Source organism: Chryseobacterium sp. HNCC26DJ238, assembly GCF_057180465.1.
In genome coordinates, this window is record NZ_JBXUGI010000001.1 from 299695 (window position 1) to 319865 (window position 20171).

The 20171-nt window shown below is 37.1% G+C and carries 22 protein-coding genes, 2 tRNA genes and 1 pseudogene; 12 read left to right on the forward strand and 13 right to left on the reverse strand.

All coding sequences use genetic code 11. The features are described 5' to 3' along the window. Positions 1–52: 52 nt before the first annotated feature. The 5 genes from fbaA (at position 53) to AC2A07_RS01330 (ending at position 5104) form a co-directional block, all read left to right on the forward strand. The gene (gene fbaA / locus AC2A07_RS01310) at positions 53–1123 is read left to right on the forward strand and encodes a class II fructose-bisphosphate aldolase (protein ID WP_484048864.1); all 1071 of its coding nucleotides are present in this window, start codon (positions 53–55) and stop codon (positions 1121–1123) included. 88 nt (positions 1124–1211) lie between these two features. Continuing rightward, complete coding sequence (gene accD / locus AC2A07_RS01315; RefSeq protein WP_484048865.1) at positions 1212–2066, forward strand: acetyl-CoA carboxylase, carboxyltransferase subunit beta; 855 nt, start codon at positions 1212–1214, stop codon at positions 2064–2066. 121 nt (positions 2067–2187) lie between these two features. After that, complete coding sequence (locus AC2A07_RS01320) at positions 2188–2700, forward strand: DUF6973 domain-containing protein (protein WP_484048866.1); 513 nt, start codon at positions 2188–2190, stop codon at positions 2698–2700. Positions 2701–2912: 212 nt separating this feature from the next. Further along, a complete protein-coding gene (locus AC2A07_RS01325) occupies positions 2913–4316 on the forward strand; it encodes a nucleoside recognition domain-containing protein (protein WP_484048867.1) in 1404 nt (467 codons plus the stop codon). A 401-nt stretch (positions 4317–4717) separates the two neighbouring features. After that, entirely contained in the window at positions 4718–5104 is a 387-nt protein-coding gene (locus AC2A07_RS01330; protein WP_484048868.1) for a hypothetical protein, read from the forward strand. Positions 5105–5183: 79 nt separating this feature from the next. Here AC2A07_RS01330 and AC2A07_RS01335 read toward each other — a convergent pair whose 3' ends face one another. The 4 genes from AC2A07_RS01335 to AC2A07_RS01350 form a co-directional block, all read right to left on the reverse strand. Next, positions 5184–6065 (reverse strand): ferric siderophore ABC transporter substrate-binding protein, encoded by an 882-nt coding sequence (locus AC2A07_RS01335; protein ID WP_484048869.1) that lies wholly within the window; start codon positions 6063–6065, stop codon positions 5184–5186. Between the two features lie 174 nt (positions 6066–6239). Continuing rightward, positions 6240–6635, reverse strand: a complete 396-nt coding sequence (locus AC2A07_RS01340; protein WP_129535430.1) for an ExbD/TolR family protein — start codon at positions 6633–6635, stop codon at positions 6240–6242. Positions 6636–6645: 10 nt separating this feature from the next. After that, positions 6646–7350: a MotA/TolQ/ExbB proton channel family protein gene (locus AC2A07_RS01345; protein WP_314493406.1), complete on the reverse strand. Its 705-nt coding sequence runs from the start codon at positions 7348–7350 to the stop codon at positions 6646–6648. Positions 7351–7521: 171 nt separating this feature from the next. Further along, positions 7522–7983 carry a hypothetical protein gene (locus AC2A07_RS01350; protein WP_314493408.1) on the reverse strand — a complete coding sequence of 154 codons (462 nt, stop codon included), beginning with the start codon at positions 7981–7983 and terminating at the stop codon, positions 7522–7524. A gap of 165 nt (positions 7984–8148) precedes the next feature. Here AC2A07_RS01350 and AC2A07_RS01355 point away from each other — a divergent pair, with 165 nt between their 5' ends. Continuing rightward, positions 8149–9945, forward strand: a complete 1797-nt coding sequence (locus AC2A07_RS01355; RefSeq protein ID WP_484048870.1) for a DUF885 domain-containing protein — start codon at positions 8149–8151, stop codon at positions 9943–9945. A gap of 87 nt (positions 9946–10032) precedes the next feature. Continuing rightward, positions 10033–10482, forward strand: coding sequence for a DinB family protein (locus AC2A07_RS01360; RefSeq protein WP_484048871.1), 450 nt, complete (start codon positions 10033–10035; stop codon positions 10480–10482). Positions 10483–10556: 74 nt separating this feature from the next. Here the strand turns inward: AC2A07_RS01360 and AC2A07_RS01365 are convergent, their stop codons facing one another. After that, the gene (locus AC2A07_RS01365) at positions 10557–11177 is read right to left on the reverse strand and encodes an endonuclease III (RefSeq protein ID WP_314499206.1); all 621 of its coding nucleotides are present in this window, start codon (positions 11175–11177) and stop codon (positions 10557–10559) included. Between the two features lie 33 nt (positions 11178–11210). Between AC2A07_RS01365 and bcp the strand changes: the two genes are divergently transcribed. Further along, a complete protein-coding gene (gene bcp, locus AC2A07_RS01370; protein WP_484048872.1) occupies positions 11211–11660 on the forward strand; it encodes a thioredoxin-dependent thiol peroxidase in 450 nt (149 codons plus the stop codon). 85 nt (positions 11661–11745) lie between these two features. Here bcp and AC2A07_RS01375 read toward each other — a convergent pair whose 3' ends face one another. The 7 genes and pseudogenes from AC2A07_RS01375 to AC2A07_RS01405 all read right to left on the reverse strand — a co-directional run bounded on the left by AC2A07_RS01375 (position 11746) and on the right by AC2A07_RS01405 (position 16973). Beyond that, positions 11746–12288: a GNAT family N-acetyltransferase gene (locus tag AC2A07_RS01375; RefSeq protein ID WP_484048873.1), complete on the reverse strand. Its 543-nt coding sequence runs from the start codon at positions 12286–12288 to the stop codon at positions 11746–11748. Beyond that, a complete protein-coding gene (locus AC2A07_RS01380; RefSeq protein ID WP_484048874.1) occupies positions 12251–12922 on the reverse strand; it encodes a hypothetical protein in 672 nt (223 codons plus the stop codon). Before AC2A07_RS01380 ends, AC2A07_RS01375 begins: the two co-directional genes overlap by 38 nt. 10 nt (positions 12923–12932) lie before the next feature. Next, positions 12933–14012, reverse strand: a complete 1080-nt coding sequence (locus AC2A07_RS01385) for a mannose-1-phosphate guanylyltransferase (RefSeq protein WP_484048875.1) — start codon at positions 14010–14012, stop codon at positions 12933–12935. 6 nt (positions 14013–14018) lie between these two features. After that, positions 14019–14606 (reverse strand): SprT-like domain-containing protein, encoded by a 588-nt coding sequence (locus AC2A07_RS01390; RefSeq protein WP_484048876.1) that lies wholly within the window; start codon positions 14604–14606, stop codon positions 14019–14021. A 1-nt stretch (position 14607) separates the two neighbouring features. Continuing rightward, positions 14608–15948, reverse strand: a complete 1341-nt coding sequence (locus tag AC2A07_RS01395) for a TolC family protein (protein ID WP_314499236.1) — start codon at positions 15946–15948, stop codon at positions 14608–14610. Positions 15949–16199: 251 nt separating this feature from the next. Further along, positions 16200–16595, reverse strand: a pseudogene (locus AC2A07_RS01400) (ABC transporter transmembrane domain-containing protein); the annotation flags it as partial. A 213-nt stretch (positions 16596–16808) separates the two neighbouring features. Beyond that, complete coding sequence (locus tag AC2A07_RS01405) at positions 16809–16973, reverse strand: hypothetical protein (protein WP_484048877.1); 165 nt, start codon at positions 16971–16973, stop codon at positions 16809–16811. Positions 16974–17257: 284 nt separating this feature from the next. Between AC2A07_RS01405 and AC2A07_RS01410 the strand changes: the two genes are divergently transcribed. The 4 genes from AC2A07_RS01410 to AC2A07_RS01425 all read left to right on the forward strand — a co-directional run bounded on the left by AC2A07_RS01410 (position 17258) and on the right by AC2A07_RS01425 (position 19062). Then, on the forward strand, positions 17258–17599 hold the full coding sequence (locus tag AC2A07_RS01410) for a helix-turn-helix transcriptional regulator (RefSeq protein WP_314499189.1): 342 nt from the start codon (positions 17258–17260) through the stop codon (positions 17597–17599). Beyond that, on the forward strand, positions 17596–18840 hold the full coding sequence (locus AC2A07_RS01415; RefSeq protein WP_484048878.1) for a bifunctional folylpolyglutamate synthase/dihydrofolate synthase: 1245 nt from the start codon (positions 17596–17598) through the stop codon (positions 18838–18840). Before AC2A07_RS01410 ends, AC2A07_RS01415 begins: the two co-directional genes overlap by 4 nt. Positions 18841–18879: 39 nt before the next feature. After that, positions 18880–18954, forward strand: a tRNA-Val gene (locus AC2A07_RS01420). A gap of 33 nt (positions 18955–18987) precedes the next feature. Next, positions 18988–19062: transfer RNA gene (locus tag AC2A07_RS01425), tRNA-Val, on the forward strand. 220 nt (positions 19063–19282) lie between these two features. Here the strand turns inward: AC2A07_RS01425 and AC2A07_RS01430 are convergent. Further along, positions 19283–20167 carry a glycosyltransferase family 2 protein gene (locus AC2A07_RS01430; protein ID WP_484048879.1) on the reverse strand — a complete coding sequence of 295 codons (885 nt, stop codon included), beginning with the start codon at positions 20165–20167 and terminating at the stop codon, positions 19283–19285. Positions 20168–20171: the final 4 nt, after the last annotated feature.

Consider the following 20171-nt stretch of genomic DNA (forward strand, 5'->3'; position numbering starts at 1 on the left):
TACCTTTACAAGAATTTTCAAAAATACCTTAATATTTTATAAAAAGTAAAACATGAGCAGAATTTTCCCGGCAGGAGTTGCCACAGGTCAGTTAGTTACAGATATTTTTCAACATGCAAAAGAAAACAAATTTGCATTGCCTGCAGTGAACGTTATCGGTTCTAGTAACGTCAACGCAGTAATGGAAACTGCAGCAAAATTAAACTCGCCTGTAATTATTCAGTTTTCTAATGGCGGAGCATCTTTCAACGCTGGAAAAGGACTCAGCAATGACGCTCAGAAATCAGCTATTTTAGGTGGTATTGCCGGAGCGAGACATATCCACACCCTTGCTGAAGCTTACGGAGCTACGGTAATTTTACATACAGATCATGCCGCAAAAAAATTATTGCCATGGATCGACGGTTTAATGGAGGCTAATGAAGAATTCTTCAGACAGACAGGAAAATCTCTTTATTCTTCTCACATGCTTGACCTTTCTGAAGAATCACTGGAAGAAAACCTTGAGATCTCTGCTGAATATTTCGAAAGAATGGCAAAAATGCAGATGACTTTAGAAGTTGAGATCGGTGTAACAGGAGGAGAGGAAGACGGTGTTGATAATTCTGATATTGACAATTCTAAATTATATACTCAACCTGAAGATGTAGCCTACACCTACGAAAAGCTGAAGGCAATCTCTGACAATTTCACTATTGCAGCCGCTTTCGGAAACGTACATGGAGTGTACAAATCAGGAAATGTAGTTCTTACTCCAAAAATCTTAGATAATTCACAGAAATTTGTTCAGGAGAAATTCGGAACAGCTGACAAGCCTATCAATTTTGTATTCCACGGTGGTTCAGGTTCTACTTTAGAAGAAATCAGAGAAGCAATTGATTACGGAGTGATTAAGATGAACATTGATACAGATCTTCAGTTCGCTTACACAGAAGGTATCAGAGATTATATGGTAGATCATGTAGAATATCTGAGAACCCAGATCGGAAATCCGGACGGAGAGGAAAAACCGAACAAAAAATTCTATGACCCAAGAGTATGGGTAAGAAAAGGTGAGGAAACTTTCTCTAAAAGATTGGTGAGAGCATTTGAAGATTTAAACAACGTAAATACGCTTAAATAAATTATAACTGATAAAAGATGAATGATAAGTAATATTACAAACCGCTTTCTTCATCTTTTATCATTTATCATATATCAATTATATAAATATGGCATTCGACTGGTTTAAAAGAAAAGCACAAAATATCACGACTTCAACGGATGAGAAAAAAGATGTTCCGAAAGGGCTCTGGCACCAGACTCCGTCAGGAAAAGTAGTGGAACACGACGAACTGAAGAAAAACAACTATGTTTCTCCTGAAGACGGATTTCATGTAAGAATAGGAAGTGCAGAGTTTTTTGATATCCTTTTTGACGAAGGAAAATTTACTGAGCTTGATGCGAATGTCGAAAGTATTGATATCCTCAGCTTCAAAGATACCAAGTCTTACACAGACCGTTTAAAGGAAGTAAAAGCAAAAACAAAACTTACTGATTCGATCCGGAATGCAACAGGAAACGTGAACGGAACCGAAATGGTGGTTTCATGTATGGATTTTGCTTTCATCGGAGGATCATTAGGTTCTGTGATGGGTGAAAAAATCAGAAGAGCTATTGATTACTGTATAGAGAAAAGACTTCCGTACATGATCATCTGCCAGTCAGGAGGAGCAAGAATGCAGGAAGCTACCTACTCTTTAATGCAGCTGGCAAAGGTACAGGCGAAACTGGCTCAACTGTCAGAGGCAGGGCTTTTATATATCGCTTACCTATGTGATCCTACTTTCGGTGGAATTACCGCATCATTTGCCATGACAGCCGATATTATTATGGCTGAACCTAAAGCACTGATCGGATTTGCAGGACCGAGAGTAATCAGGGAAACCATTGGCCGAGACCTGCCGGAAGGCTTCCAGACTTCTGAATTCCTTAAAGAAAAAGGATTTGTTGATTTCATTGTAAAAAGAACCGAAATCAAAGAAGTTGTTTCCAAGACCGTTAATTTATTAACTGTAAAGGCTTAACCTTTATAATAAAAAACATACAGTCTCTCTCTACCCGGGAGAGATTTTTGTTTGAGTAAACATTCTCTTTTAAAAGAAACACAGCTTGATTCTAAGCTAAAAAATTGCCAAAAGCAACATTATGAGGACTTTTAAAGTAATTTTCAACACCATAAGAAGCATGAGTTTTAAGAAAATTCTTACACTCTTATCTGCTGTTTTACCCCATCCTCTTTTTTCAGTACTCAGTTTTTATGCAACTGTAAAAGCTTTTTCAATAGCCCAAAGACTTTATCCTAAAACGGCATCTAAAAACGGTGAAGGAAATGCCTTCAGACATTCACTCTGGTGCTGCCTGATCATGATGTACTGCAGTAAAGTTTCTTCTCCGGAAAAAGCTTTTGATTTCTGCAAAAAAATTACTGATCTGCATGAAGAATTATTTCCCAATGAGCCTTTGGAAACTAAGATGGATCTTCACAACAACAAAGTAGGTATGGATTATTTCATGGAACTTTTACCGGGAATCCACCGTCAGTTTTTTGAGAAAAATTTCTTTATTGAAGCATTACAGAAGAAGACAGCCAATGCAAAAGTTTTGAAAAACCTGGATGATGATTTCGTAGGAGAACTTGTTTATCTGGATGAAAAATGACTCAGTTTTAGTTTTAAAAGTCGAAGATTTTTTTCTGAGCATCTTTCCTACTATTTCCAACCTTTAAATCTCTAAATCATTCAATCCTTAAATTTTTAAATCATTCAATCTTTAAATTTTTAATTTTTAAATCCAAAGTATCTCCTATATTAAATCAGAGCTTTTGCAGTTTAAAATATTTTTAAGTAAGTTTAAACAATTAATTTAATCAAATGGTTCTCAGCAGAATTTGGTCGGCTTTCATTATCATCGCCATTGCCATTGCAAGTATAAAATACATTTCGTCAAGCCACTATAAAACCATTTTTAATGATATGGTGGTAGGAAAAGGTGGTGATACGGTAAAGGTTGCAACTCAAAATATCGGTACGCTTCCGCCTGTTGTCAGAGACAGCCTGATGAAAAAACCTGATTTTGCAGACAGCAGAATTCATTACAAAACCGATTCTTTACAACAGAATGTACAGGTGTATCGCGTTCAGGAAGCGGACGGTGTGATCGGAACTTCTGAAACAGCGGTAAAAATCTGCCTTGGCCTGGTTGGAATCATGACTCTTTTTATGGGGTTTATGAGCATTGCTGAAAAGGCAGGAGGAATTAATCTCCTCAGCCGTCTGATACAGCCGTTTTTCTCAAAATTATTTCCTGAAATCCCTAAAAACCATCCTGCTTTTGGCCATATGCTGATGAATTTCAGTGCCAACCTTTTAGGTTTGGATAATGCTGCAACACCGTTCGGCTTAAAGGCCATGGAAAGTTTACAGACGCTGAATCCTGATAAGGAAACGGCCAGTAATTCACAGATCATGTTTCTCTGCCTTCACGCCGGGGGAATGACCCTTATTCCTGTTTCGATCATTGCGATCAGAGCCTCGATGGGTTCAAAGACACCAACGGATATTTTTCTGCCTTGCATGATTGCAACATTTGCAGCGACTCTGTCAGCAATGATCATTGTTTCTCTGTATCAGAAAATAAATTTATTAAAACCTGTGGTTTTAGCGTATGTAGGAGGAATTTCGGCATTAATCGCACTGTTGGTGGTTTATTTGGTTCAGCTGAGCAAGAACGAGCTTGATGACTTCAGCAAAGTTTTAAGCAACGGATTGATTCTTTTTATCTTCCTCGCAATCGTTCTCGGTGCAGTCTATAAAAAAATCAATGTCTTTGATGCATTTATTGAAGGCGCAAAAGAAGGCTTCTGGACTTGTGTGAAGATTATTCCTTATCTGGTCGGAATGCTTATCGCTATATCGTTATTAAGAACGTCAGGAGTCTTTGACGTCATCATTGACGGAATGAAATGGGTTGCTGATATTGCAAACTTAGACGCACGGTTTGTGGACGGTCTTCCGACTGCATTAATCAAGCCCCTATCCGGCTCAGGAGCCCGCGGAATGATGGTTGATACCATGGCAACCTTCGGAGCAGACAGCTTTCAGGGAAAATTGGCCGCAGTTCTCCAGGGAAGTTCAGATACAACGTTTTACGTGATTGCTGTTTATTTTGGGGCTGTTGCTGTCAAGAATACAAGATATACGGTAATTGCTATGTTATTGGCTGATCTTGTGGGCGTGATTACTGCGATTGGACTAGCGTATCTGTTTTTCGCTTAACGTGGCTTCGAGAGCCTCAGCCACCGTTCGGGAGCATCAGCCAACGTTCGAGAGCATCAGCTATCCATACTCAAAACATAAAATAACCATCTTTGAAAACTTCAGCCACCGTTCGGTAGCATCAAGCCACCAGGCTTCGAGAGCCTCAGCCACCGTTCGGGAGCTTCAGTCAACAACCTTTGATAGCTCTCAGCGACTGTTCGACAAAACCTTTAGCAAGCATTAATGAACTAAAAAAACATCTTAACCAGCCCGGTAGCTGAGGCCCAACAAAACCGGTGGCTGAGGCTCTCGAAGCCACCATCAATAAACTACAAAAACACTATCTTCAAACTGACATTCAACAACAAACCCGGTGGCTGAGGCCCTCGAAGCCACCATAAAATATAAATACAAAACTTATGATTACAGATAAAGAATTTACCCTACGATTAATACGTCAGCTTACCCAGGCTTTGGAGAAACTGATTTTAGACAAACCTGAAGAGAGCCTGATGCAGAAGGAACTTGATTTTGATTCTTTAATGAAAGACATCTTTAAGATTGATTTTAAAGAACTTTCATCAAAATCAAAGGAAGAAATCATCGCAATCGTCAGCGAAAGGCAGGAAAGAGATCACAAAGATTATTACGAAATGCTCGGAAACCTCTTCTACTACACAGGTAAAGGAGAAAAGAACGATGACTATCTTGACAAAGGGAAAACATTCTACGAGTTATATTTGCAAACCAGCGGAATTTTTGCACTTCCTGTGATCAACAGAATTAATGAAATCTCAAAGAAATAATTTCCGGGCAAACACCGGTTAAGGTTTTGCGATTATCTATCAAATAAAAAAAGCACTTGAATAAAGTGCTTTTGTATTTTCAGAATGTAATGCTGTAACTGCCTGTAGATGATACACTGGCTCTCTCGGCCTTCACATATTTCTTTACCCAGCTGACTGAGGTTGACACTACACAGGGATCAGAAACACCTCCTGCCCTTCTGGCAGATGAAACATTTCCTGCCTTATCCACTGTATACGATATAGTGATGGAACCGCTTGCATTACAGCTGTGACTGGGCTGTGCTCCACCTCTTCCCATTGTTCCGGGGATATATCCGACCAATCTTCTGTCGATCCCTACTTTACTGTCTCCATTTCCGTCGCCTCCTAAAGGATCTCCATTATTACCGATACCGTCGCCCGTTCCCTGGCTTCCGGCTTTTGTTCCACGGCCTTTAATTAAATTACCAATGGCCGCAGTCCCTTTTCCATCACCATTTCCTGTTTTTGAGTTGGCAGTAGTGGCAGAATTTTTAGCCTTCGTCTTTGTTGTCGAACTGGCAGCTGATTTTTTATCGTTTTTCGAATCTTCCTTTTTCGGAACTGTAACCTTAGAGTTGTTTCCGGTAATGATTTTATCTTTTACCTCTGTTTTTTTTGCTTCCGGTTTTGGTTCCGGAGTAATTACTGTTTTAGGTTCTGCAACTGTATTTTCTACCGTTTCGGGTGCATTCTCCTCAGCCTGCGCTGCTAAACTGCCTTCCTGATTTGCCGGTTCTTCTATTCCTGCTCCATTTCTGTTATCTCCGAAATTGACGAGCATGGTCGTTACCACTTCAGTTTCTTTCGGACGCTCTGAAGGTTTCATTTTATAGATGAAGACGAATAACAGAATAGCAGACCAAATAAGTGCAGAAAGTACAGCACTTTTCAGTTTATCTCTTTTTTCTTCTTCTCTGTTGATCGTGTAACCTCTCATTTTGATTTGTTGGTCTCTCTAATTACAGTTAAAATTATTTCCCTGATGCATTGAGCCTGCTTTCTGTCAGGAATACTCACCTTATTTTTGATGAAACTAAAAAGATATCTTTTACAATGCATCTGCAGAAGTATTTACTATCTGTAACCAGACAGTAGAACATTGTTTTCGCAATTATTCTTTTACCGTTGCAATGGCAATATTCAATTTATGTTTCTCTGCGATTTCCATTAAGAAAACCACATCTTTATGCATCGTGCTTTCGTCTGCTCTGATGGTAAATGATTTTGCAGATTTACTTTGAAGATCACTGACAATAGTCTGCTCTACAAGCTCTCTCGCAACCGGTTTATCATCAACGTAATAAGAACCGTCAGGTTTTACACTGACCGTCATCGGATTCGGAATGTTGTCTTCAACACTTCCTGTCTGAGGAAGTTTTACATCAATAGCACTTTGGTTGGCTGCCGAAGAGGTGATCATAAAAAAGATCAGCATCAGCAAAATAACATCAGTCATTGCCGCTAAACTGAATTCCGGATGTGCCTTATTTCTTCTCTGAATTTTCATCTGTCAGCAATTATAAAGGTTTATTGATAATATCTAAAAATTCTCCTGAAACATTCTGTGTTCTCAAAACAAACTTATCAATTCTTGTCAGTAAAATATTGTAGAAAAAGTTGGCCGGAATTGCTACTGCCAAACCAACAGCCGTCTGCCCTAATGCCGTATAAATACCTTCAGATAATGTTTTCGGGGAAAACGCACCTTCTGCATGTGACAGGTCAAAGAAAGCGATGATCATTCCGATCACGGTTCCCAAAAGTCCCAGCATCGGTGCAATACTTGGTACTACTGCCAAAAGGTTTAGGTTTTTTTCCATATTAGCAACCTCAATCTGTGCCTGTGATTCCATTGCACTTACGATATCAGAAACCGGTCTTCCCAGTCTTGAAATTCCCTTTTCCAGAATTCTGGATTCAGGAGAATTCTGTGTTTTGCAGTAATCTGCCGCTGCGTCGATCTTCCCGTCTCTGATGAAGTCTTCAATATTGTTCATGAAGTTTGAATCTGTTTTTGTCGTCATCCTCCTGATATAGAAAAATCGTTCAAAGAAAAGATAAACCGAGAAGACTCCAAGTGTGAGAACGGTAGCCATTACTATTTTAGCAAAAGCTCCCCCGTGAAACAGGATATCCCAAAATGAAAATTCAAGTTTTTCAGCAACCACATTGGGTGCAGCAACCTGTGCAAATAAAATCTGAGTAAGTTCCGTTAACAGCATCAATTAGTTTATTTATAATGATTTTAAACGACAAAAATAAAGGAATATTATCAATTTGTATCTTAAAATAAGCTTAAAATATGACTTTAAAATATACATCCTTCCCAAAAACAGCAAATTTCTTTCCAAAAATATATCTGAAAAGAAATTACAAATGGTATCGGGAAACGATCAGTCTTCGTCTACAATGATTTCGTCCGGTGTGAATTCACATTTCAGCCTGAATGGCAGCGGGTTGTCTGATCCTGTATAAAAATCGTCGATATTCCCTTTCCAGACTACCTGTAATTCGCCCTGCTCATTCTGGTCAAAAAGAAGTTCGTTGTCATAAATGAATGCTTCTTCATCATCAAACAGATCAACTTCTGTAAATACTTCATCCTCAGAATCATTAATTGAGAAGGACTTCCCTTCAATTTCCGGAGAATCGATCGGAAAATCATTAACCTGAAGCAGAAGTTGAGGAAAATTGTACTGTAAAGAATCATCATCCACATGATCAAGACCGTCATCGGTAATGATTTCAACTTCCAAAAAATGCTCTTGATTACTATAAACAGCCTTGCAGTAAGTGCTTTTTATATTGTACTTCAATGTTTCGTCCGGATGGTAAATTTTTAAAATCCCTTTCATTATTTCTTAAAAAAGAACTGTAATAGTATGATAGTTAAACGCTTTAGGCAAAGATAAAAAATTGTATGAATGTTTAAAATATTTTCAAAATTATTTTTTATAAATAGCGATCTTCAAAAGCATCCTATTCTTATATTAGCTATTTTTGTGTTTTAAAGATTTCAAATGAAAAACATGATATCAAAATCCATACTGGGCCTCGGTTTACTGATAAGCCTTGCTTCATGCAGAAAAACAGATTCTCCTTTGACGAAAATCACACCGACCAATCTGGATTCGATTGCTGCCAATTATTATGAACAGTACCTCAAACTGTATCCTTTGGAAGCTACTTCGCAGGGAGATTTACGATATAATGACCAGCTGCCTATCAATATTGACAAAGATTTTATTTCAGGCGAGATTGCTTTTTATCATTCGGTGCAGACCCAGTTGGAAAATGTTGATTACAAAAACCTTACAGATGAAGATAAGGTCGTGTATGATGTCCTGGATTATACCCTGAAAGATAAAATTGAAGCGTACGCCTATCACCCTGAATATATTCCCTTCAGCCAGTTTACCGGGTTGCCGTTAAATTTTCCGCTGTATGGGAGCGGTCAGGGAAGCCAGCCGTTCAACACTGAGAAAGATTATGAAGACTGGTTGAAAAGAATGGAGAAATTCCCGGATTGGATGAATGCTGCTACAGAGAGTTTCAGGGAAGGAATGACGAATAAAATTGTTCTTCCTAGAAAACTGGTTCTTAAGATGATTCCACAAATGAAGGCCGAGGAAATCACTACTTCAGATTTTGATAAAAATATTTTTTCCGGTCCTGTAAAAAATTTCCCTAAAGATTTCACAGCGCCCCAAAAGGAAAAGTTTACGCAGCTGTATAAAGAGGCTGTGGCTAAAAACATCATTCCTGCATATATAAAAATGGGTGAATTCCTGGAAAAGGAATACCTGCCTAAATCCAGAGAAACAGATGGTTACAACAGTCTTCCCAAAGGAGAAAACATCTACAGGTATTATGTAAAAAGCTGGACAACGACTAATAAAACTCCTGAAGAAATCAACAGAACCGGACAACAGCAGGTGGCAATGCTGCGTGCTGAAATGGAAAAAGTAAAACAGCAGGTTGGGTTTACAGGAACGTTGGAAGAATTTATCAGTTCTGTAAAGACAGACCCTAAAGCAATGCCTTACAAAACGTCCAAGGAAGTTTTAGACGGTTTCAACGGAATTTTAGCAAAGATCACTCCGAAGCTGAAAACCATGTTCAGTGTAACACCGAAGACCAGATTTGAAATCAGACAGACCGAAAAGTTCAGAGAAGCAAGTGCGAGCGCAGAATATATCCAGGGGACTCCTGACGGGAAGAGATCGGGGATTTTTTATATTCCGCTTCCTGATCCTTCGAAATTCAATGTGACTTCGGGAATGGAATCACTTTTCCTGCATGAGGCAATACCCGGCCATCATTACCAGGTTTCTCTTCAGCAGGAAAACATGAAACTTCCAAAATTCATGAGATTCGGCTGGTTCGGGGCGTATGGTGAAGGCTGGGCACATTATTGTGAAACTTTAGGTCCTGAATTCGGATTATATACAGATCCTTACCAAAAAATGGGTTATTTAAGTGATCAGATGCTGAGAGCCGTAAGATTAGTCGTCGATACAGGAATCCATACCGGAACCATGACGAGAGAGGAGGCAATTACTTATTTCCTGAACAATATTTCTTATGACGAAGCCGGAGCAACTGCAGAAGTTGAAAGGTATATGGCAATGCCCGGACAGGCTTTAGGCTACAAAATCGGTTCTTTGAGAATCCGTGAACTGAGAGACCAGTATCAAAAACAATTGGGAAAGAAATTTAGTTTGTCGAAATTTCATGATGAACTTTTAAGTCAGGGCTGCCTTCCATTGGATGTGCTGAACAGGAAGATGGAGCTTTGGGCGAAAAAACAGAAGTAGATCTATAAGAAGAATCAGGGGTCTAAGAAAGTTTTATGATATACCAAATGATTTAAAAGGAAGTCAAAATTAGACAAAACTATAAAAATGATAACAGAATCTTTAAAATCCCTTTTCATCAGAGATTTATATAAATTGAAAACAGAAATCGAATCTTATCAAAGCGAAGAATCTCTGTGGAAAACAGATAAAGACATTTTAAATTCGGGAGGAAATCTTTGCCTTCATCTGGTTGGAAATCTAAAATATTTCTTCGGAGCAATTTTAGGAAATTCGGGATATGTAAGAAATCGTGAAGAAGAATTTTCATTAAAAAACATTCTAAAATCTGAACTCATTAAGCAGATTTCAGAAACCTCAGATGTCATTATTTCCACACTTGGTCAACTCTCTGACGAAGATCTGGCAAAGCAATATCCTGTTGAACCTTTAGAATACCCAATGACAACGGAATATTTTCTGATACATTTGTTTGGACATTTGAGTTATCATTTGGGGCAGATCAATTATCACAGGAGATTGTTGGATGTGGAATAAATTTTTAAAACCTGCATTCTTAAACTCCCATCCCTTGGAAGTGAGGGGAGTTTAAGAATACTAAAAAAATCTTATTATTTCTCAAACAGCATTTTGGTAATAAAATCCTTCTCTCCCCTCCCTCTTGCCGGCGAATATTCTCGTCCGTAGAAAATAATCTGAAGGTGAAGTTTATTCCAAACCTCTTCTTTCCAGAGATTTTTAGCGTCTTTCTCTGTTTCTACAACATTTTTTCCTGATGTTAATTTCCATTGAATCATTAAACGGTGAATATGGGTATCGACGGGAAATGCAGGAAATCCAAAACCCTGGCTCATCACCACAGATGCGGTTTTGTGACCCACTCCGGGAAGCGCTTCCAGTTCTTCGTAAGTTTGCGGAACAATTCCGTTGTGTCGTTCCAAAAGCAGCTCCGCCATTCTTTTCAGATTTTTGGCTTTCGTATTGGAAAGTCCGATTTCTTTAATGAGTTCTTTAATCTGGAACTCTTCAAGTTTTGCCATTCTTTGCGGCGTTCCCGCTACAGCGAAAAGCTCCGGCGTTACCTGATTCACTTTTTTATCGGTCGTTTGCGCAGAAAGGGCCACCGCAACCATCAAAGTAAAAGGATCTGTATGCTCCAAAGGAATAGGAACTGTGGGATATAATTTTTCTAATTCTATCTGAATAAGCTCTGCTCTTTGCTTTTTTGTCATGTAACCATTAAATTTGAACAAAAATAAATCATTATGCTGAAAGTTGGAGACAAATTACCTAGTTTTGAAGGAATCAATCAGGATGGAGAAACCATAAATTCGGAAAAATTAATTGGAAAGAAATCGGTTATTTTCTTTTATCCACAAGCCAATACGCCGACCTGTACCGTTGAAGCCTGTAACCTCAGCGATCATTATTCACAGTTAGAGAAAGCAGGGTTTCAGCTTTTGGGAATCAGTGGAGATACGGTAAAAAAGCAAAAGAATTTTCATCATAAATTTTCCTTTCCTTATGATCTGATTGCCGATGAAAACCACGATATTATAGAGAAATTCGGGGTTTGGCAGGAGAAAAAGACTTTTGGAAAAACATATATGGGAATCGTAAGAACTACATTTATTTTCGATGAAAAAGGAATCTGCACAAGGGTGATCGAAAAGGTAACTTCGAAAACTGCAGCTGAACAGATTTTAGAAGGCTGATTTTAAATATAAACTGCACAAATATTTTCACCGATGATATAGAAATCACTGGGTTTATCAGTGAAAATATTTGTCTGCTTTTTGTTTAATCTTCAGTTTCATAATACATCAGTTCTTCATCTTCATTAGGAAGCGTAATATATTTCTGAAATTTCAACCCCAACTTTTCGATTAATTTCTGAGAAGAAAAATTATTTTTTACAGTAATCGCTGAGATTTTATTCAGTCCAAATTCATCCATACCGATCGATTTTACTTTTTGGGCAGCTTCAAACATATAACCTTTGCCTTCAAATCTTTCCAAAACGGAAAAACCGATATCAACGATATCTAAGCCTTCTCTTTCAAAAATTCCTACTCCACCGATTTTGACATTTCCTTCTTTTAAAACAATCACATAATTTTCGAAACCTGATTTCTCAAACTGAGGAAGAAATCTGGCTTTAATATAATTTTCAGCATCATCCAGAGAACGAATATCACGATCACCGATAAACCTGATGAATTTAGGCATGTTATACAGTTCTAAAATCAGATCTGCATCGTCTGCTGACATAGGACGAATGATCAGTCTTTCAGTTTCGTAGATGTTACTTTCGTTTTTTGACTGGGCTTTTCTTTGGCTCATCTTTCGGTTCTTCTTTCTTTTCTATTTTTAAAAGTCTCGGATTATTAGCGCATTTTTTATTGTAAAGCTGAATATAAGTTCCGTTGTCCTTTACATTGGTAACCGTTCCTGTAGATTTATTTACCGTCAAGGTAAAATGGGTTTTTTCATAAGGACACTCTTTTGAAGTAACCTTTCCCAGATCTAAATAGTAATTGGTTTTATCTTCATAATAATTGGCAGCAACATCTACAAACTGCTCGTCAATCATATATCCATCCAGAACTGCAGATAAAGCGGCTTCTTCAGGATTGTTGATTTTCCCCAAAAAATCTTTTAAATCTTTGGTTTCTGTGATATAATAAAGAGTGTTGCCTGCCGAATAAACGATATAATAAAAACTATCTTCTTCAGCGGGAATCAGATTAAAGCCGGAAAACTGCGGCATGTAATCTTTCTTTGTTCCAGAAGTTCTTATTTCCCTATTTTTACCATAGCTGTTATGAACCAGTGCCCAAAAATCAACTTTATCATTGGGAACAATCCTTGCTAAAACATGATCAATACTGGAAAATTTCTTTTTGGTCTGGGAAAATAAAGCCATCCCCAGAAAAAGAAAAGAAAAAAGAAAAATACGGTTTTGATATCGTTTCATCGTGTAGGATTTACATGTACTTCTCGCCTTTTTTAAGGCTTTTTAAATCTAAGACATAATCTTTGATCTGCTGGTCATGCTCTCTCGGGCAAATCATTAAGACTTTGTCTGTATCTACAACGATAAAATCTTTTAATCCGTCTATGACCACTGCTTTATTATTTTTAACATGAATAATATTGCCGGTAGAATCATATGTCTGCGCCGTTTTTATATTGATTGCGTTATCATCTTCATCTCTGTCGCTGTTTTCAAAAACTGAAGTCCAGGTTCCCAGGTCACTCCATCCCAGATCAGCCGGAATTACATATACATTCTGTGCTTTTTCCAGAATGCCGTTATCAATAGAAATTTTCTGAATTTTGGGATAAATGGATTCAATACATCCTGCTTCAGTTTCTGCATTGTATTCGCATACTGTAAACTGCTGGGTCATTTCGGGAAGAAAACTTTCAAAAGCTTTTTGAATAGAATTGACATTCCAGATAAAAATACCCGCATTCCACAGAAAGTCCCCACTTTCAAGGAAACTTTTAGCAATTTCAAGAATAGGTTTTTCAGTGAAGGTTTTTACTTTATAATATTCAGAATCTTTATTTTCTACAAACTGAATATATCCGTACCCTGTATCAGGTCTGGTAGGGGTAATTCCTAAAGTGACCAGATAATCATGTGATGAAGCAATACTGAATGCCAACTGCACTTTCTCTAAGAAAGTTTCCTCTTTTAAAATCAGATGATCTGCAGGAAGAATAATCATCGTAGCTTCAGGATTCACTTCAGCAATTTTATTGGCCATGTAAAGATTACAGGCTGCTGTATTTTTCATGAGCGGTTCACCCACAACATTTTCTGCCGGTATTTCAGGCAGCTGTTGATGAGATAAATGAACATATTCCTTATTGGTAATAACAAATATATTCTCATTGGGAATCACTTTGCTTATCCTGTCATAAGTCTGCTGAATCATGGTGCGACCCGTTCCTAAAATATCCTGAAATTGTTTTGGGAATTTCTGAGTGCTCAAAGGCCAGAATCTGCTGCCGATTCCCCCAGCCATAATGACACAGTACTGATCTGATTTTGACATATTTAACTACATTTTTTTCACTCTCGCCAACGGTCTGAAAGAATACTTTCTTCCGGTTGCCAGATTAACACAAAGATAGTTTTTTTTAATCAGACCTTCCAATAAATACGTATCGCCCCGATAAATGAAACGCTCTCCTTTTATAAGCCGTTCAATATATACCTTATCATCTTCATGATTTTCAACATGAAAATATTTTACCAGATCGGGGCTTGCCATAAAATTGGCTTTCGGAGACTTAGAAAATTTAAGAATAATTGGTTTTAAGTCATCTTCATAAACGTCCAGGCTTTCCAGCAGCATCAGTCTGAATGTATGTTTCCATTCATTTCCATGAGGAGAAATTCTCCTGCCATACTTCTCAAAGGCAATCAGATGGGCAAGTTCGTGCGTCAACACAAAGAAAAACAGCTGTGGCGCCAGGGTACCATTGATACTGATCTCATGTGACAGATCCCGAAGTTTTCTGTAATCTCCAAGCTTAGAATCTCGGTTTCGTGTTACTCTGATATGAATATAATAATCTGAAAACCAATTTTTTAAATATGAAGTTGTATTTTGAGGAAGATATTTTTCTAAAGACTGAATCGACATTTTACAAACTTAAAGGAATTCCTGCATAGAAATTCAATAATTTAAGACTGAAAAGATAGTTATACTTTGCCTGTTCTACCGAACCCTGGGCATTCGCATAATTATTCCGGGCAATATTTAAATCATAAATCGTTCCTCTTCCTGCAACATAGCTTTTATCAGCAAATTCCATAGCAAGCTTAGTGCTTTTCTCAGCTTCTACAGCAGCAAGATATACTTCATAGTTGGCATCAACATCAAACTGTGCTTTCTGCACATTCTGTCTAACAGTCTGCTTCTGCTGGTCTAAAGTGTTTTTGGCGATGTTTTCGTTTATTTTTGACTGTTCTACCTGCAGTTTTGTAATTCCTTTATTGAAAATAGGAATATTAAGCGAAACTCCACCCTGCTGACCAAAATTATCTTTATACTGTCTGAAGAATGATCTTTCATCTACATAGAAGAATTCATTTCCAACATTATTCGTATTCAGCAAATTATTATAAAAACTCCCAATCCCTACACTTGCCGTCAGGGTTGGCCAGAATGCTGTCCGTGTTACCTCGGTCTGAGCTACTGCAGATTTGATTCTGCTTTCCGCTGCTTTGATCTGTGGCTGGCTTTCATAAGCCGTGTTTAACACATCATCAACAGAAATGAGTTGTGGACTTAACTGTTCACCGATTTCCACATTTTCAACATCAAAGTCCTTATAATCCTGCAATTGTAAAAGTTGGGCAAGAGCAAAAAGACTTCGCCCCACATTGATTTCGGCTGTTTTCAGGTTTTGTTTTTCTCTTGCCCAGGCAGCTTCTGCTTCCGCAACTATGGTTTGAGCAGTTGTTCCTACCTGTGTTGTAATTTTTGCCCTGTCAAACTGTTTTTTTGCGTTTTCAGTAGCACTCTGCGCAATTTTTACAATTTCCTTATTCAGTAAAGTTGTTAAGTACTGCTGAGCAATCTGCAGGGAAATATCATTTTTGATGGTTTCAATATCATATTGGCTTGCCTCTACATCGAACTGTGTTTTTCTAACAGTCTTCTCCAGTCTTCCGTTGTTGTACAGCAGGATATCAGCTGAGAGGTTTGCATTATTGCTGAACCTGTCGTTACGGATACTCCCCGTCCCTAAAGATGCCTGTCCGAAACTTACACTGTTTCCCATATTGGCAGAGACTGAAGGCAGATAATTATTCTGGGCAATTTTCAGATTCACATCCTGAATTTGTTTTGAATACTGATTTTGAATGACCTGAAGATTATGCTCTACAGCGTAGTCTACACATTCTCTCAAAGACCACTTTTTCTGAGCATTTAAACCCAGACCAGCCAATCCTAAAATAATCATCAAAACTTTTTTCATAGGTAGATAGTATTTGCTTTTCTCCATTAGACGATGTATTTCAATTTTTGTTACAAATTAATGTAAAGAAATACTTTGTTTCTCCCACATTTGCTTGTATGCAGAATCTATTGAAATTAATTCTTGGTGGCTACCTCTTTCGATAAGTTTACCGTCTTGCAGGACTAAAATTTCATCAGAATTGATAATTGTTCTTAATTGATGAGCTATAAAGACAACGGTTTTCCTTGATTTCTAAATTCTTCTAAGGCTTTTTGGATAACTGTGAACATCAGTGCTAATGAGAAAATGACAATGAAAATATTCACAAAAATCTGTATCGCAACATCATTAATGAAAGTTCTAATTTTCACGGCATCATTCACTCGGGAAATAATCTCGTCTACTTTCATGGTATCGAAAAAACGCTGCGGAAGTTTCAAGAGATGTTTATAATATCCAAGAATCAAGTGTTTATCCATTTTCTGCCCAGTTTGTAAAACCAAAACGGATTTCATAGCACCGATAAAAATTTGAAACAACAAAATTACAATCATCCCGATTGAAAGCAGATTTAGCAATCTTAGGTTTCCGTATATCAGAACATAATCGGTAATTTTTCCGATATAAATTGAAGTGGATAATCCTGAAATAGTGTAAACAAAAGCACTACAAGAGCTTGGATTAGGCTCCTTCAGAAAAAAAATAAGTTCTGTACTATTTAATTATGATTACATATATTCTTTAATCCAAAGATTAGCAATCTTTAGCGGATTATAAGTTTTATACCTGGTAGCCAGGTAAAAATACAAAACTAAGTCTGTTAAAACAAAGACTACAGTTAAAATAACATTTGTTAATAAGTCACTCATATTGATAAATTAAGCATTACACCATTCAGGAATCTTATGTGAACCAGAATTCTGTAACAACCAGTTTCTGTAACTTAAGGTTAGGCCCACCCTAAATGGACCAAAGAAACCTCCTTTTATTTTTCCCATTTCTTTTTTATCTAATTCTTTTACTTTTAATTTTGATAGATTCATTTTTTTGAATGTTTAAATTAATAATTATTTCTTTTACACTTAAAAACATTTCGTGCACTTTTATTTTTCTTAATTGCTAAATTCTAAACTTTTCCTTGTATGAACAAATCTTAGTATAATATTTCATAGGAAATAAAACACGCACCTTTATAGATTACGTAAACAATTATTAATCAGTAAATTAAATTCCAAAACCAAGTATATACAGCATTTTAGCGCATAATAATATGTTGTATTCACATTTATCCATTATTTTTTATATTTGTCATACAAACACAACTACAATGAGGTATGAAAAATTAATTTTCACAAGGAGACTCAAAGGCTTTACTCAAAAAAACCTTGCACAACAAATTGCAATGGAACAGACAACACTATCCAGAAAAGAACGAGGCCTTTCACCAATTTCTGATGAAGAATGGCAAAGAATTGCTGCCGTTTTAAAAGTCTCTGTAGATGAAATAAGAGAAACTAAGAATAAAAACTATTCTCAAAATTTAGATCAGATCGTAAAATCTTATAAAGAACCACAATATATTACTATGCCTAAGGATATATTAGAAAGTCTTTTAAAGAGCAAAGATGATCAGATTGCCACTCTAAAAGAGTTACTAAAAAATAAATGACAAACGAAGAATATCAAAAAGCGGTAGAATGGCTTTTCGTTCAGACCCCTAATTACCAGATTGATGGAGAGAAAGCCTACAAACCCGGCCTTGAAAGCATTATCAGGCTTTGCGATTATTTCGGTAATCCGCAGGAGAAGATAAAATGTATTCACATTGGCGGAACCAATGGAAAAGGATCTACAAGCAATATGCTGGCATCCGTCCTTCAGGAAGCAGGATATACTATTGGTTTGTACAATTCGCCGCATCTTATTGACTTCACAGAACGGATCAAAGTAAACGGTGAAAACTGCGACAGAGAGTTTGTATTTCAATTTATCGAAAAGTTCAAAGCATTACCTGAAAATATCTCGCCATCATTTTTTGAATTTACCACCGTTATGGCTTTCGAATATTTTTACCGTAAAAATGTAGATTTTGCCATTATCGAGGTTGGCCTTGGAGGAAGATTAGATTCTACCAATATTATCAAGCCATTGATTTCCGCAATAACCAATGTACAGCTGGATCATCAGAATATTCTGGGAAACAGCATCGAAGAAATTGCTTTTGAAAAGGCAGGAATTATAAAACCTGATGTTCCAGTGATTTTTGGGGATGACAATGAAATTGTCAGAAACATTATTATTGCTAAAGCAGAGAAAGAACACACAGATTTTATTGATGCCACCTTGGTAAAAACAGATTTAACATCAGACCTCAAAGGCAATTATCAGGTAAAGAATATCAGGGTGGTCATTGCCTTAGTTGAAGAACTGAGAAAACTGGATGTTACAATTTCGCAGGAAAATCTTGAAAAAGGTTTATTAAACGTTCATCAGAATACCGGTTTCATAGGACGGTGGTTTGAGTTTTCTCAAAATCCGCTGACGATCTGTGATACGGCACACAATCAGGCCGGCCTGGAATATGTTTTTGCCCAGTTGAATTCGATTCCGAAATATAAACATATCGTTTTAGGGTTCGTCAATGATAAAAATATAGACGACGTGATGTCGTTGCTTCCTGAAAATTCTGCGTTTTATTTTGCAAAACCGGCTAACAACAGGGGACGTCATCCTCAGGAATATGAAGATTTACTCATCAGGGCAAAAATAATTTATAAAATTTTTGATTCAGTGCAGGAAGCCTATCTTTCTGCTAAACAACAAGCTACACTGGAAGAAATGATTTTTATTGGCGGCAGTAACTTTGTTGTTGGAGAATTTTTAGAAAAAAACTTGACTGATAAAGAATAAGTATGTATATTTGCACCACTCAAAACGAGAAATCGTCTAGGGCTCTTAGCTCAGTTGGTTCAGAGCATCTGGTTTACACCCAGAGGGTCGGGGGTTCGAATCCCTCAGGGCCCACAAAGGTTTACTGAAACCTTTCAAAAAAATTCAGGGCTCTTAGCTCAGTTGGTTCAGAGCATCTGGTTTACACCCAGAGGGTCGGGGGTTCGAATCCCTCAGGGCCCACAAAAACTCTCAGATTATTCTGAGAGTTTTTTTTATTTTATGTCTATTCATAGGAGTTTGCAGAGATTTTGGGATCAATACCAAAACTTGGGGACTAAGCAAAAAGTTTTGACAGTCTAAAGAGAAAAAATGATTTATCACGTACACCTCGAAGCTGCAGTGGATCAATATTAAACTTGGGGACTAAGCAAAAAGCTTAAAAAAATCAACGACAAGAATCCTATCTCATTCTTCTCAGCAGCAATCCTAATTTATACAGGTCAAGATTTTTTAAATACGGTTGGTCCGAAAGAAGATTTTTGACCAGTTTTTTTTCAATCAGATTATAGAAAAAAAGGTATCCATTACTCAGTCTCTTTTTTTTCAGCTTTTGAGCCACATAGAAGACCTTAAGATCTTGAATGTATGGCAGATTTTCAGGATTTTGAGAAAGCTGGTATAAAGAGCGGATTGCCGTTTCTGTTTTCTCTAAAAAAATCGCATTTTCCGTCCCGTCAACATGAATAACAGGATTATCAATGGCTGAAAATCTCACATTGGCCAACTGCATCCTTTTTGCAAAAATATAATCTTCATATCCGTAATGAAGCAGTTCTTCATCAAACGGAAACTTTTGGAATGTTTCTTTCTGAATGATAAAATTGACGGTTTTGAAAACTGAAAAATCTGTTGATCTGATGCCTGAGAAAATTTCTCTTTCAATGGAGTATCTATTCCGTAAACTCTGAGCATATAAAGGTGAAACTCTGAAGTTTCCATAGATAACCTCTACCTCATCATTTTGAGTTATTTCCTCTAAATAAGTACTGAGAAAATTTTTGCTGTCAATTTTAGCATCGCAATCCAGGAAAAGCAGGTAATCGCCCTGGGCATACTCTAAAAAAAGATTTCGGATTTTAGATCTGCCTACATTTTTTTCGAGAAAAACAAAGTCTTTTACTTTATTCTGAAGCTCTTTATTGACTGTATTGAATGAAGTATCAGAAGCATCATCAATTAAAATAATTTCTGCGTCAATCTTCTTATTAAGTATTTCATCTTTAAGATCAAAAACAAGCTCCCTGACATCAAAATTATATACCGGAATGCAGACAGAAAGCTTCATTGGA